The sequence below is a fragment of the Streptomyces sp. NPDC048278 genome (assembly GCF_040652195.1).
In the GTDB taxonomy this organism is placed as follows: Bacteria; Actinomycetota; Actinomycetes; order Streptomycetales; family Streptomycetaceae; genus Streptomyces.
Window position 1 is genome coordinate 318,249 of record NZ_JBEZLP010000006.1, and the last position, 13,054, is coordinate 331,302.

General features: G+C 73.9%; 12 protein-coding genes. 7 read left to right on the plus strand and 5 right to left on the minus strand.

The window, feature by feature from the left end:
• The first annotated feature begins 107 nt into the window (after positions 1–107).
• The 4 genes from AB0D74_RS14425 (at position 108) to AB0D74_RS14440 (ending at position 4,958) form a co-directional block, all read left to right on the plus strand.
• Complete coding sequence (locus AB0D74_RS14425) at positions 108–1,526, plus strand: HEAT repeat domain-containing protein (protein ID WP_362585024.1); 1,419 nt, start codon at positions 108–110, stop codon at positions 1,524–1,526.
• A 251-nt stretch (positions 1,527–1,777) separates the two neighbouring features.
• Positions 1,778–2,908: a glycosyltransferase family 1 protein gene (locus AB0D74_RS14430; RefSeq protein WP_362585027.1), complete on the plus strand. Its 1,131-nt coding sequence runs from the start codon at positions 1,778–1,780 to the stop codon at positions 2,906–2,908.
• Positions 2,905–4,110, plus strand: a complete 1,206-nt coding sequence (locus AB0D74_RS14435) for a glycosyltransferase (RefSeq protein WP_362585030.1) — start codon at positions 2,905–2,907, stop codon at positions 4,108–4,110. Before AB0D74_RS14430 ends, AB0D74_RS14435 begins: the two co-directional genes overlap by 4 nt.
• Positions 4,107–4,958, plus strand: coding sequence for an SGNH/GDSL hydrolase family protein (locus tag AB0D74_RS14440; RefSeq protein ID WP_362585033.1), 852 nt, complete (start codon positions 4,107–4,109; stop codon positions 4,956–4,958). Before AB0D74_RS14435 ends, AB0D74_RS14440 begins: the two co-directional genes overlap by 4 nt.
• Before the next feature lie 123 nt (positions 4,959–5,081).
• Here the strand turns inward: AB0D74_RS14440 and AB0D74_RS14445 are convergent, their stop codons facing one another.
• The 5 genes from AB0D74_RS14445 to AB0D74_RS14465 are packed head-to-tail and all read right to left on the minus strand — an operon-like array spanning position 5,082 to position 9,552.
• A complete protein-coding gene (locus AB0D74_RS14445) occupies positions 5,082–5,951 on the minus strand; it encodes a biotin-dependent carboxyltransferase family protein (protein WP_362585035.1) in 870 nt (289 codons plus the stop codon).
• Complete coding sequence (locus AB0D74_RS14450; RefSeq protein WP_362585038.1) at positions 5,948–6,577, minus strand: allophanate hydrolase subunit 1; 630 nt, start codon at positions 6,575–6,577, stop codon at positions 5,948–5,950. The genes AB0D74_RS14445 and AB0D74_RS14450 overlap by 4 nt, the downstream gene beginning before the upstream one ends.
• Before the next feature lie 32 nt (positions 6,578–6,609).
• A complete protein-coding gene (locus AB0D74_RS14455) occupies positions 6,610–7,368 on the minus strand; it encodes a 5-oxoprolinase subunit PxpA (RefSeq protein ID WP_362585041.1) in 759 nt (252 codons plus the stop codon).
• Positions 7,369–7,387: 19 nt separating this feature from the next.
• The gene (locus AB0D74_RS14460; protein WP_362585044.1) at positions 7,388–8,236 is read right to left on the minus strand and encodes a putative hydro-lyase; all 849 of its coding nucleotides are present in this window, start codon (positions 8,234–8,236) and stop codon (positions 7,388–7,390) included.
• Complete coding sequence (locus AB0D74_RS14465; RefSeq protein ID WP_362585046.1) at positions 8,233–9,552, minus strand: MFS transporter; 1,320 nt, start codon at positions 9,550–9,552, stop codon at positions 8,233–8,235. Before AB0D74_RS14465 ends, AB0D74_RS14460 begins: the two co-directional genes overlap by 4 nt.
• Before the next feature lie 182 nt (positions 9,553–9,734).
• Here AB0D74_RS14465 and AB0D74_RS14470 point away from each other — a divergent pair, with 182 nt between their 5' ends.
• The 3 genes from AB0D74_RS14470 to AB0D74_RS14480 all read left to right on the plus strand — a co-directional run bounded on the left by AB0D74_RS14470 (position 9,735) and on the right by AB0D74_RS14480 (position 13,004).
• The gene (locus AB0D74_RS14470; protein WP_362585049.1) at positions 9,735–10,436 is read left to right on the plus strand and encodes a GntR family transcriptional regulator; all 702 of its coding nucleotides are present in this window, start codon (positions 9,735–9,737) and stop codon (positions 10,434–10,436) included.
• Positions 10,437–10,587: 151 nt separating this feature from the next.
• On the plus strand, positions 10,588–12,117 hold the full coding sequence (locus tag AB0D74_RS14475; protein ID WP_362585052.1) for a hypothetical protein: 1,530 nt from the start codon (positions 10,588–10,590) through the stop codon (positions 12,115–12,117).
• Between the two features lie 17 nt (positions 12,118–12,134).
• Complete coding sequence (locus AB0D74_RS14480) at positions 12,135–13,004, plus strand: hypothetical protein (RefSeq protein ID WP_362585054.1); 870 nt, start codon at positions 12,135–12,137, stop codon at positions 13,002–13,004.
• Positions 13,005–13,054: the final 50 nt, after the last annotated feature.

Consider the following 13,054-nt stretch of genomic DNA (forward strand, 5'->3'; position numbering starts at 1 on the left):
AATGGTCTACAGCAAGCAAGAGACGGCGGGCGCTCCGACGTTGTGTCACGCGGCCAGGTAGTGCGTGTTCTCCGGTTGCGTCGACGCTTGATGTGAGGCTGTTTCCCATGTTCGATCCGGTCATAGCGCCCAGCGGCACACTGCTGGGCCTGCTGCAGCGGGGCCGCGGCGACGGCACGCTGCACGCGCTCACCGCCCCGCGCGCCGAAGCGCTCGCGGCACTGAACCACTGCGTGCTCCACGACCCCCGCCACGACTGGCAGGTGGAGAACCGCTCCCTCTACTTCGCCCGGCTCTACCTCGATCTGCACGGCGAACTGGACGCCATCGAGGCGCACCTGTTCGACGCCGAGGACGTCCTCGACACCGAGGAGTCCCGCACCGGCCTCGCGCTGGCGGTGCTCGGGCACCTCGCCTCCTACGGCAGGCTGGACGCGCTCGAACTGCTGCGCAGATACGCCGCGACCGGCTCCAACTGGGCCTGGGCCCTGGACGAGCTGGCGCTGCGCGACGACGACGCGGGACTGCGCGCCCTCGCCGCCCCGGTGCTGGCGCGTTTCACCACGGACGCCGAGGGCGAGGCCGAGCTGGCCGCCGCCGTACGGGACGCGTTCGAGCCACGGCCCTGGCGGTTGTGGGCCGAGGATCCCCGCGAATCGGTCGCCACGCGCGTGCGTGCCGCGCAGGAGACCGGCTGTTTCGACCGCTGGCAGCGCCAGATGCGACCTACCGGGCCCCGTCCGGGGTGGAGCGTGCGGGCCGTCTTCGAATGGGCCCAGCAGGGCGTCGAGCGGGGCGCGGCCCTCCACGTGCCGGCCGCCCGCTGCCTGGTCGCCGTCGCCGGACCCGAGGACCGGCCGGAGATCCTCCAGGCCGCCAAGGACGGCACCGACGGAGCCCGCTGCACCGCCCTGCGCTACCTCGCCGACAGCAACGACCCCGACGCGCTGAACCTGATCGAGGTCGCGGTGACCGACGGCACGGCCGCCGTCGTGGAGGCTGCCGTCGACGCATTCGAACGCATGCGCAGTATCGCCGCCGTCGAACGGGCGCGCGGCTGGGCCCGCAGGCCCGACGCCCTCGGCGGCGCCGCCGGCCGGATGCTGGCCTGTCGGGGCGGGACCAAGGACAGCGAACTGGTCCTCGCCGCGCTGCGGGAGGCCGTACGCGGCGAAGGCCCCGACGCGCCGACGCTGTGGACCCTCGTCGACGGCACCGGACGCCTCGGCATCGTCTGCGCCGCGCCCGTCCTGCGCCACGTCTACCGCGAGACCGCCTCGTCCCACCTCCGCGGCCGAGCCGCCCGCGCCCTGGCCGCCACCGATCCCTCCTTCGCCACCGGCTTCGCCGTCGAATGCCTCTGGGACTGCGAGGAGACCACCCGCGAAATCGCCGCCCGGCACGCCGAGACCGGAGACGCCCGCGTCGTCGAACAACTCCGCAGGCTCGCCGCCGACCCCGCCGAGGAGGCGGAGGTACAGACGGCCGTGCGCAGCCGCATCGGACCGGACGCGGCTGCCATGTGACGCGCCACGGACGTGTCATGTGACATATCACTGCACCGGACACCTGCCGCACCACGGGAACCACGGGGGATCCCGCACACGTTCCATACGCGGACGACTGCCCGTCGGGTGAACGGCCGGTGACCGCCGGGCCGGCCGGACATGGACGCCGGTTGGCCCGCTCGGGTGTGCAGGCCAACGCTCATGGGACGTTTAACCATCGGAAAGATCCACTTTGACGCGGCCACGTCCAGCGCGGCGACAACACCGGTATGCGTGTCGTCATCGTGACCGAATCCTTTCCCCCCGATGTGAACGGCGTGGCCCACTGCGCGCTCCAGACCGCCCGACACCTCGTCGATCGCGGTCACGCTCCCCTCGTCGTCGCTCCGGCCCCCGCCCCCGGAAACAGGCTCGCCGCGGCTGCCGCGCCCTGCCCTGTCGTCCACGTCCCCTCCCTTCCGCTCCCGGGCTATCCCCAGGTCCGCGTGGCTCTCCCCAGCCGCAAGCTCGCCACCGCGCTGATCGAGCACCGCCCCGACGTGGTGCACCTGGCCAGCCCCTTCATCCTCGGCGTCCGCGGCATGGCCGCCGCCGCCCGGCTCGGCATCCCGGCCGTCGCCGTCTACCAGACCGACCTGGCCGGATACGCCCGCACCTACGTGGGCGCGGGCGAGGCCGCCGCCTGGCGGCGGATCCGGTCCGTGCACGGCGCCGCCGACCGCACCCTGGCCCCGTCCACCGCCTCGATCGCCGACCTGGAGGCGCACGGGGTCCCGCGGATCCAGCTGTGGCAGCGCGGCGTGGACACCGTCCGCTTCCGTCCCGAGTTCCGCGACGAGGCCCTGCGCCGCGAGATCGCGCCGAACGGCGAGGTCATCGTCGGCTACGTCGGCCGCCTGGCGCCCGAGAAGCAGGTCGAACTCCTCGCCGGGGTCTGCGGCCTGGAGGGCGTGAAGGTCGTGATCGTGGGCGACGGGCCCGCTCAGGCCCACCTCACCGAGGCACTGCCGGGCGCGGTCTTCCTCGGCCGCCGCACCGGCGACGACCTCGCCCGGATCTTCGCCTCGTTCGATGTGTTCGCGCACACCGGCCCCTTCGAGACGTTCTGCCAGACCGTCCAGGAGGCCATGGCCAGCGGTGTCCCGGTCGTCGCGCCCGCCGTCGGCGGCCCGATCGACCTGGTCGACCACGGCCGCACCGGGTTCCTGGTCCCGCCGCGCGACGCCGGCGCCGTCCGGGAGGCCGTGGCCTCCCTCGTCGCCGACCCCGGGATGCGGGCCGCGTTCGGCCACGCCGCGCGGACCACCGTCGAGGGCCGCACCTGGGCCGCCGTCGGCGACCAGCTGATCGGCCACTACGAGGACGTGCTCGCGGCGCGCCGGCCGGTGGTGGCGGCATGAGCGTCACCTCGCCCGGCCCGCTGCGCATCGTGCGGCTGGCCAACTTCGTCGCCCCCGCCTCCGGCGGCCTGCGCACCGCCCTGCGCGAGCTCGGCAAGGGCTTCGTGGCCGCCGGGCACGAGTCGGTCCTGATCGTGCCGGGCGAGCGCTACTCGGACCGGGACGAGGAGCAGGGCCGGGTCATCACGCTGCCCGGCCCGCTGCTGCCCGGCACCGGCGGCTACCGCGTCCTCGTCGACAAGAAGCGGGTGCAGAGCCTCCTGGAGCACCTCGCCCCGGACCGCCTGGAGGTGTCCGACCGCACCACCCTGCGCTGGACCGGCCGCTGGGCCAGGCGCGCCCGGATCCCCGCCGTGATGGTCTCCCACGAGACCGCCGACGGCGTCCTGCGCACCTGGGGCATGTCCGAGAACATGTCCCGGCGCACCGCCGACGCGCTCAACATCCGTACGGCGCACACGTACGCGCGCGTGGTGTGCACCACCGAGTTCGCCGAGCGCGAGTTCATCCGCATCGGCGCGCGCAACGTCGTACGCGCCCCCCTGGGCGTCGACCTGATCGGCCGCCACCCCTCGCTGCGCGACCCGGACCTGCGGGCCCGGTACGCGCGCGAGGACGAGGCACTGCTCGTGATGTGCTCGCGGCTGTCCGTGGAGAAGCGGCCCGGCACCGCCATCGACGCCGTGGAGGCGCTGGCACGGCGCGGTCGCCGGGTGATCCTGGTGGTCGCCGGTGACGGGCCGCTGCGGGAACGCCTGGAGCAGCGGGTGCGGGAGCGCAGGCTGCCGGTGACCTTCCTGGGGCATGTCTCCGACCGGGACAGCCTGGGCGCCCTCCAGGCGTCCGCCGACGTCGCCCTGGCGCCGGGACCCGCGGAGACCTTCGGGCTCGCCGCTCTGGAGGCCATGGCCTGCGGGACGCCCGTGGTCGCCAGCGCCTCCTCCGCGCTGCCCGAGGTGATCGGTTCCGCCGGGGCCACCGCGGCGGACCGCGGCGAGGCGTTCGCCGACGCCGTGGAGATGCTCCTTGAGCGGTCCACCGCCGAGCGCCGGGAGACCGCACGCGCGCGTGCGGAGTGCTTCGGCTGGGGAACGGCCGTGGAGGCGTTCCTCGCCGCGCACGACGCGCCGGTGCTGTCCCGTCGTGACGAGAGCAGAACGACGGCACCGGTCCGTCGTGTCGTGCCGGAGGGCGTGGCATGAGAGCGGTCCGTTTCGTGGCGCTCGGGGACTCGCTGACCGAGGGCGTGGGCGACCCCTCCGGCGACGGGTGGCGCGGCTGGGCCGCGCTGCTGGCCGGTGGGCTCGCCGCGAAGGAGGTGGAGTTCACCAACCTCGCGGTCAGCGGGGCGCAGACCCGTGACGTGCTGGAACGCCAGACCCCGGCCGCGCTGGACCTGCGTCCCGACATCGTCGCCGTCGTCATAGGCGTCAACGACACCCTGCGCTGCACGTTCGACATCCACGCGGTGGCCGAACGGCTCGACAAGGTCTACGCCGCCCTGACCGCGCAGGGCGCGACCCTGCTCACGGCGTGCCTGCCCGACCCCGGTGCGATGTGGGGACTGCCGGGCGCCCTGGCCCGTCCGCTGGCCCGCCGGGGACGCGCCGTCAACGCGGTGGTGCACGCCCTGTCCGAGCGGTACGGGGCGGTCCACCTGCACGCGTCGGAGGGCGCCTGGCTCACCGACCGCGAGATGTGGAGCGCGGACCGGCTGCACCCGTGCGAGCGCGGGCACCGCCAGCTCGCCGTCCGCTTCCACGCCCTGCTCGCCCCGCTGGGCATGGCGACGGGGACGGCGCCGTCCGCCGAGCCGGAGTTCCCGCCGCCGACGAAGAAGGCGAGTGTCCTCTGGCTGGCCACGGCCGGCACCGCCTGGGTGATCAGGCGCTGCCGCGACCTGCTGCCCCAGCTGGTGCGGCTGGCCGTCGACGAGATGCGGCACCGCCGCAGGGGCACCAGCGCCCGCCTGGACCTGAGCGCGTCCGCCGCGGTCTCCGCCGCGCTGGCCGCGCTCCAGTCGCCGGAGCGGCCCGCCGACGCCGCATGAGGAGGCCGCCGCAGCGGCCCGACCACGGCTTACGGCGGTTCGACCGCGGCTTAAGGCAGTTCGACCATGGCCCACGGCGGTTGAGCGACGGCTTACGGCGGTTCAGCGACGGCACAGGGCGGTTCAGCGACGGCGTACGGCCACGAAGCGGACCGGGATGCCCGGGACCGCCTGGGCCGCCGCCGGGAGGTCGGCGGCGCGGACCACCGCGATCACCGGATAGCCGCCGGTGGTCGGATGATCGGCCAGGAACACCACCGGACGGCCGTCCGGCGGTACCTGCACGGCACCGAGGACCATGCCCTCGCTGGCGAGTTCACCGGTACGGGCCCGCTCCAGGGCGGGCCCTTCCGTGCGCAGCCCGATGCGGTTGCTCGCCGACGACACGCGGTACGCGCGCGAGGTGAACGCCCGGACGGCCCCCGGCGTGAACCAGCTGTCCCGCGGGCCGAGCGTCACCCGCAGCACGAGTTCCGCCGGCGGCGACGGGTGCGGTACGACGTCCACGCGCGCGTGCGGTCCCGAGGGCCTGCCCAGCGGAAGCACCGTGCCGTCCGCCAGCGGAGCGGGACCGAGCCCGGAGAGCAGGTCCGTGGCCCGGCTGCCGAGCACCGGCTCCACGGCGATCCCGCCGGAGACGGCCACATAACTCCGTACGCCGGAGCGGGCCGCTCCCACTTCCAGCAGCTCCCCGGCCGGGACCACGACCGGCGCGCCCCAGGGCGCCGGACGCCCGCCCACCGTGACGGGGCACGGCGCACCGCCGACCGCCACCACGACCGTCGAACGCGGTCGCACGGCACACCCGTTGAGCGTCGTCTCCAGCACGGCCGCGTCCGGTGCGTTGCCGGCCAGCCGGTTGACGAGCGCCGCCGCGGGCCCGTCCAGCGCCCCGGAGCGGGGCACCCCCAGATGCGCGTACCCGGGCCGCCCCCGGTCCTGCACGGTGGTCAGCGCACCGGCCCGTACGACGACGAGCGCACGGTCGGTCATGCGTCCCCCACCGGCATCTCCACCGGCACGAACCGCACGCGTGTGCCCGGCGCCAGCAGCGCGGCCGGCACGCGCGCGTGGTCCCACAGCACCGCGTCCGTCGTCCCGATCAGCTGCCAGCCGCCCGGCGAGGACCGCGGGTAGACGCCCGTGTACGGCCCGGCGAGCGCCACCGCGCCCACGGGCACGGCGGTCCGCGGGGTGGCCCGGCGCGGCACGTCGTAGCGGGCCGGGAGCCCGGTGAGGTAGCCGAAGCCGGGCGCGAAGCCGCAGAAGGCCACCGTGAACTCGGTGTCCGCGTGGATGCGGGCCACTTCCTGTACGGGAACCCGCCAGTGGGCGGCGACCTCCGCGAGGTCCGGGCCGTCGTAGCGCACGGGCAGTTCGATCGCCGCACGCGCGCGTGGGGGAGTGGGCGGGATCGCGGCGGCGGCCAGTTCGGCGGCCCGGCGGGCCGGGTCGTCGAGGCCGTCGAGCAGGACCGTGCGGGCGGCCGGCACGATCTCGCGGACCGTCAGCGAGCCCTCCGCGCGGCGACGCAGCAACTCGGCGTGCAGCGACTGCGCTTCCGCGCCGGAGCCGACCTCGACGAGAAGGGCGTCGTCGCCCACCGGCCGGGTGGTCATGGGCATGGTCGTAGCGGTTCCCGTCTCCGTGCTCACGCGAAGGCCGCCACGGTCACGCCCGCCGCCGCGAGCCGCGCACGCACCCTGCGGGCCAGCTCCACCGCGCCCGGGGTGTCACCGTGCAGGCAGAGCGAGCGGGCGCGTACGGCGATGCGCGTGCCGGAGTGCGACGTGACCGCGCCGGAGCGCGCCAGTTCCACCGAGCGCTCCACCACCGCCTCCGGGTCGCTCACCACCGCGCCCTCGCGCCCGCGCGGGACGAGCGTCCCCTCGTCGGTGTACGCGCGGTCCGCGAACGCCTCCGTGACCGCCGGCAGCCCCGCCGTCTCCGCCAGCGCGAGCAGCCGGGAACCGGGCAACCCCAGCACGGGCAGCGAGGCGTCCGCGAGGAGCACGCCGTCGACCACCGCGGCGGCCTGCTCCTCGTCGTGCACGACCCGGTTGTAGAGCGCGCCGTGCGGCTTCACGTACGCCACGCGCGCGCCGGCCGCCCGGGCGAAGACCTCCAGGGCGCCGATCTGGTAGGCCACTTCCGCCGCCAGCTCGGCGGGCGGCACGTCCATCGCGCGCCGCCCGAACCCCGCCAGGTCCCGGTAGGAGACCTGGGCGCCGATCGTCACCCCGCGCCCGGCCGCCAGCTCGCAGACCCGCCGCATGGTGGCCGCGTCCCCCGCGTGGAAGCCGCAGGCCACGTTCGCGCTGGTCACGACGGACAGCAGTTGCTCGTCGTCGGTGAGCCGCCAGCGGCCGAAGCCCTCGCCGAGGTCGGCGTTCAGGTCGATCGAGGTCATGGATGCGCTGTCTCTCCTGTCAGGCCACGCGGTACTGCTCGTCGCGGGCGTCGCTGATGAACATCTGGCCCGGCGCGTGCGTGATGGCGAACGGCGGCCGGGACGCCGTCACCGCCGCCTGCGGAGTGACCCCGCAGGCCCAGAACACCGGGATGTCGTCCGGCTCCGCGTCCACCGGGTCGCCGAAGTCGGGCCGGCCGAGGTCCGCGATGCCGAGCGCGGCGGGATCGCCGCAGTGCACGGGGCCGCCGTGCACCGCCGGGAGCAGACTGCTCTCCCGGATCGCGGTCGCCAGATGCTGCGGCGGGACCGGGCGCATGGACACCACCATCGGCCCGCGCAGCCGTCCCGCCGGCCGGCACGGCCGGGTGGTCACGTACATGGGCACGTTCCGGCCCTGTTCGACATGGCGTATCGGTACCCCGGCACCGGCCAGCGCCCACTCGAACGTGAAGCTGCACCCGAGCAGGAACGACACCAGGTCGTCGCGCCAGTACGCGCGCACGTCCGTCGGCTCGTCCACCAACTCCCCGTCCCGCCACACCCGGTAGCGCGGGAGGTCGCTGCGCAGGTCCGCGCCCTCGGCGAGTTCGGTGCCGGTCGCACCGGCGTCGGTGACGTCGAGCACCGGACAGGGCTTCGGATTGCGCTGGCAGAAGAGCAGCATGTCGTACGCCCAGTCGGCGGGCACCGAGATCAGGTTGGCCTGTGTGTGACCGGCCGCGACCCCGGCCGTGGGGCCCGTGAGGCCCGCCCGGAAACGGGCCCGGGCGCTTCTCGGGCTCCACGCGTGCGCGTGCTCGTCGGCGAGGACGACCGGACGGTCCGCCGCGGCCAGGGTGAGAACGTGGTCTTCCGTAGGGTTCACGCCAGTTCCTTCCCGCGCGTCTCCGGCAGTCCGAACAGCGCCAGGGCCGCCAGCGCGTAGCCGGCCGCGCCGAAGACCAGCGCGCCGCCCACGCCCCAGCTGTCGGCCAGGAAGCCCACCAGGGTCGGGAAGACCGCGCCCACCGCGCGGCCCGCGTTGTACGTGAAGCCCTGCCCGGTGCCGCGCACCGCCGTCGGGTACAGCTCGCTCAGGTACGAACCGAAGCCGCTGAAGATCGCCGACATGCAGAAGCCGAGCGGGAAACCGAGCACCAGGAGGAGCGTGTTGGCGCTCTGCGGGATGTTCGCGTACGCCAGCACGCAGACCGCGGACAGCACCGCGAACAGCCAGATGTTGCGGCGCCGCCCCAGCCGGTCGGTGAGGTAGCCGCCGGTGAGGTAGCCGAGGAACGCTCCCGAGATCAGGAAGGTCAGATAGCCGCCGGTACCGACGACCGACAGACCGCGCTCCGTCTTGAGATACGTCGGGACCCAGGTCGCCAGCGTGTAGTAGCCGCCCTGGACACCCGTGGACAGCAGGCCCGCGAAGACCGTGGTGCGCAGCAGACCGGGCGCGTCGGCCGTGCCCGGCCGGAAGATGGCGGTGAACGAACCGCGCCGCGGGCTCTGTTCGCGTACCGCGACCGCCTGCGGCGCGTCGTGCACCCGCCGGCGCAGCCACACCACGAGAAGCGCGGGCAGCGCGCCGGTCCAGAACATCACCCGCCAGGCCATGTCGTCGCCGACGAACGAGAAGACCAGCGTGTACACGATCGCGGCGAGTGCCCAGCCGACGGCCCAGGAACTCTGGATCGCGCCCAGCGTGCGACCGCGGTGCCGGGCGCTGGCGTACTCGGCGACCAGGATCGCGCCGACCGCCCACTCGCCGCCGAAACCGAGGCCCTGCAGCGCGCGGAACACCAGCAGCGTCTCGTAGTTGGGCGCGAAGCCGCAGGCCACCGTGAACACCGCGTAGGTGATGACCGTGACCATGAGCGCGCGGACCCGGCCGACCCGGTCCGCGAACACGCCCGCCGCGGCGCCGCCGACCGCGGAGACCACCAGGGTGACGGTGGTGAACAGGCCGGTCTGGCCGCTGTCCAGACCGAAGTACGCCGCGAGCGCGACCATGCTCAGCGGCAGGGTGAAGTAGTCGTACGAATCCAGGGCATATCCGCCGAAAGCACCGGCGAACGCACGTCGGCCGCGCGGACCGAGGGCGTGCAGCCAGCCGAACGCGCCGTCCTCGGCGGTGCGTTCACCCCTGCCCGGGTGCGCGTCGGAGGACAGGGCCTGCGGTGGAGGAGTCGTGCTCATGGGCACCTCGCAGATGAGGGACGGAGGGTGCGGGGACTGAGCGGTGCGGGGCCGTGCGGGGCCGTGCAGGGCCGTGCGGAGGGCCGTGCCTGAGTGAGCGTGATGAGCACCGTAGAGGATCGTTCAACGATCCTTCAATACCCACGTTGTTTCGTTCCTGTGTCTGCGGTTGAATTCCGGGCATGGCAGAGCAGCTGACGGGACTGGCCGACGACCGCGCCCTCCTCGGGCGGACCAGCACCGCGGAACGGGTCTCCGACATCCTCAGGAGTCGCATCGCCGACGGTTACTTCCCGCCAGGCACCCGCCTGTCCGAGGACGGCATCGGCGGCGCGCTCGGCGTCTCCCGCAACACCCTGCGCGAGGCGTTCCGGCTGCTCACCCACGAGCGCCTGCTGGTCCACGAACTCAACCGGGGCGTCTTCGTCCGGGTCCTGACCGTCGAGGACGTCGAGGACATCTACCGCACCCGTGCCCTCGTCGAGTGCGCCGTCGTACGCGGCCTCGGCGAGCCGCCGTACGCCCTGGAGAGCCTGTCGGCGGCGGTCACCGAGGGGCGGCAGGCGGCCCTCGCGGATGACTGGAAAGCAGTGGGTACGGCCAATATCCACTTCCACCGGGAACTGGTCGCCCTGGCCGGCAGCGAACGCACCGACGAACTCATGCGCAGCGTCTTCGCGGAACTCCGCCTCGCCTTCCACGTGGTCGACGACCCGCACGCCCTGCACGAGCCGTACCTGGCCCGCAACCGCGAGATCCTGGAGTCGCTCCAGGGCGGCGACAGGCGCGGCGCGGAGCACCTGCTTGAGACCTACCTCACGGACTCCCTGGAACGAGTGGTCGAGGTCTACCGCCGCAGGGTCGGTGACGACCTGACTCCGTGAGGGGCAGCGCCCCGTCAGGGGCGCGGGGAACTGCGCGACCAGCCACACACGACCCGCACTCTGACGCACCCCCTGCAGTGACCCGGCGCTACCGGCGGAGCCATCCGCGTCGTTTGGGCCGATGTCAGACCCAGGACCTAGTCTGTGCACCGTGACTTCGCCTGCATCGACGGACAGCGTGCCGCCCCAGCTCAGCGCGGGGCCGCGCCCCGCACCGGGCCCGGCCGCCGACGAGGGGCTGGCGCGGCGGCTGCGCGCGCTCGCGTGCACCGCGCCGCTGCACGACCTCGACGCACGCAAGGCGAACCTGGCCGGCGAGTACTCGGTGTACGGCATGGCCGAGGTGGCGCTCTCCGCCATCGACCTGGTCACCCTCAACATGGACTTCGACACCGGCGCCGACCACGAGCAGATCGTCGCCCGGCTGATCCCGCGCATCTCCGCCCAGACCCCGCACCGCCCCGTCGCCGAGCACGAGCGCGTGGCCCGCTGGGTCCTGGAGAACCTGATCAACGTCGGCAGCGTCGACCGCGGCTTCCGCGCGGTGTACGGCACTTTCACGCCGGACGGGTCGTACGTCCGCCGGGACTACGACTTCAAGCTCATCGAGGAGGTGCCGGGACCGGGCGGCACGGTGTACCTCCGGACCACCGACGAGGCGGTCAACGTCCTGGTCGGGGCCCTCGACACGGACGTCACCAGCGCCCAGATCGCCGCCGAGGTCAAGCTGGAGGTGCTGGTCAACCGCGGTCGGCTCGCCGACGCCCAGCTCGCCGCGGAGCAGGCCCGCTACCGCACCGTCCAGTACTCGGAGACCCTGCGCCGGGCCCTGGAGGCCACCCGGCGCAACGTCCGCGCGGTCGACTGGCTCAACGCCGTCCCCGACATGATCGCCGAGGCCCTGGACCACGTCGCCGACCGGTACCGGCACGAGAACGCGATCCTCACCAACATCCGCAAGGCCCGTGACGAGACCGAGGAGCCCGAGAACAAGCGGCGCGCCGCCGAGCTCGTGGAGATCGTCAAGGACTGCATCCGACGCCACACCCAGTTGCAGTCGCGACTGCTGGAGGCGGGTCCGCTGTTCCGCGCGGAGCAGGACCGGCAGGCGTTCGCGACGCCCATGACGACGTCGGGGACGGACCTGTACGGGCACCTGCTCGCACCGCTGCTGCCGCTCCCGCTGGAGCAGGCGAGCCGGGTCACGGGGGCGTTCTTCGCGCGCGGGACGGGGCTGCGGACGCCGGTGTCGGTGCGGGTCGGCGACCTCGTCGACATACTGCTGACGCCACCGGTGGAGCGGGAGCACCTGGGCGCGGAGATGCCCGAGCCGGACCTCATCGCCACCCCGGACGACAGCCGGTTCAGCGAGGAGCAGCTGGCCGACGCCATGCGGCTGCTGGACCTCCCGGCGGACGCGCCGCGGCGGCTGTCCGGGCTGCTGGCGGAGGCGCGGCGCGTGGGCGGCGAGGATCTGGCCTACCTGATCGCTTTGCTGGCCGTGCACGCCGCCAGCCCGGCCGTGGGCACGGCCTACCGGCAGGGCGAGGAGAAACTGCTGTTCGCGGTGGACGACGGTACGCAGCTGGACGACCCCGGCTTCGGCGGTGCCGATCTGATCGTGGGGATGGCTCTGCTGGACGCGGTGGGGATGGCCGCGGATCGGACCGAGGCCGCGTAGATGAGGGAGTTGTCGTTGTGAGCGAGTACGTCGAGGCAGAAGCGGCTGTCGCGTCGGCGAGTGCTGCCGTCACGCCCGCCGACGCCGCCGACGCGGCTCGGCTCGTCGCCTTCGGGCTCCAGCCCAAGCTGCAGCCCGCGCGTGATCAGGAGTACACCGAGCTGCTGCGGCGCTACCGGGAGGACCCTCCGTTCGCGCGGCTCGCCGATGCCGTGGCCGCCGGTCTCGGGCTGGTGGTCCTCGAGGTGTCGCCCCGCGCGGGCATGGCCGTGACCGCCGCCGAGGACTCGGTGTTCGCCGTGCGCATGGGTGACTACGCGCGCCGCACGTCCGCGGACGGCAGCGACCGGTTCCTGCACGGGCTCGCCCACCTCGCCGTCGCCGCGCTGGCGTTCCCGCGCCCCGAGGACCTGGCCGACGACGGCTACATCGGGCGGATCACGGTCAACGGCGTCGACGCCTTCGTCCGGCAGGCCTGCCGGCGGCTGGAGGAGCGGGCCGAGGAGGCGGGGGAGAACACCGACCCGGCCACCGACGCGCCCGGTCTGGAGGCCGCCTGGCGGATCTGGGCCAGACGCAGTGCGACCGGCGCCACCAAGGACGCCCGCCGGCTGGCCGGTTCCACCACCGGGATCATCGGCAAGGCGGTCGTCTTCCTCACCGACTCCGGGTTCCTCCAGCGCACCGGCGACGACCAGGGCGGCACCTACCGCACGACGGCCCGCTACCAGCTCCAGGTGCGCGACATGGCCGGCAGCGCCGCCATGGCCGAGCTGCTGGAACTCGGCGTCGTCCCGGTCACCGACGGCACGGCCAGCCTGCTGCCCGCCGACGCCACCGAGGACCTGGACCTGGTCGCCGACGCGGGTCTGCCGTTCCACTCCTGAGCCGCTGCCGGCGCCCGTTCCGAGCCGGCACCACCCTTTTCCCACGTCTT

Coding starts and splice junctions, on each gene's coding strand:
- AB0D74_RS14470 (WP_362585049.1), top strand. CDS start 9,735: ATGGCAGAGCAGCTGACGGGACTGGCCGACGACCGCGCCCTCCTCGGG.
- AB0D74_RS14435 (WP_362585030.1), top strand. CDS start 2,905: ATGAGCGTCACCTCGCCCGGCCCGCTGCGCATCGTGCGGCTGGCCAAC.
- AB0D74_RS14450 (WP_362585038.1), bottom strand. CDS start 6,577: ATGACCACCCGGCCGGTGGGCGACGACGCCCTTCTCGTCGAGGTCGGC.
- AB0D74_RS14465 (WP_362585046.1), bottom strand. CDS start 9,552: ATGAGCACGACTCCTCCACCGCAGGCCCTGTCCTCCGACGCGCACCCG.
- AB0D74_RS14430 (WP_362585027.1), top strand. CDS start 1,778: ATGCGTGTCGTCATCGTGACCGAATCCTTTCCCCCCGATGTGAACGGC.
- AB0D74_RS14455 (WP_362585041.1), bottom strand. CDS start 7,368: ATGACCTCGATCGACCTGAACGCCGACCTCGGCGAGGGCTTCGGCCGC.
- AB0D74_RS14425 (WP_362585024.1), top strand. CDS start 108: ATGTTCGATCCGGTCATAGCGCCCAGCGGCACACTGCTGGGCCTGCTG.
- AB0D74_RS14445 (WP_362585035.1), bottom strand. CDS start 5,951: ATGACCGACCGTGCGCTCGTCGTCGTACGGGCCGGTGCGCTGACCACC.
- AB0D74_RS14440 (WP_362585033.1), top strand. CDS start 4,107: ATGAGAGCGGTCCGTTTCGTGGCGCTCGGGGACTCGCTGACCGAGGGC.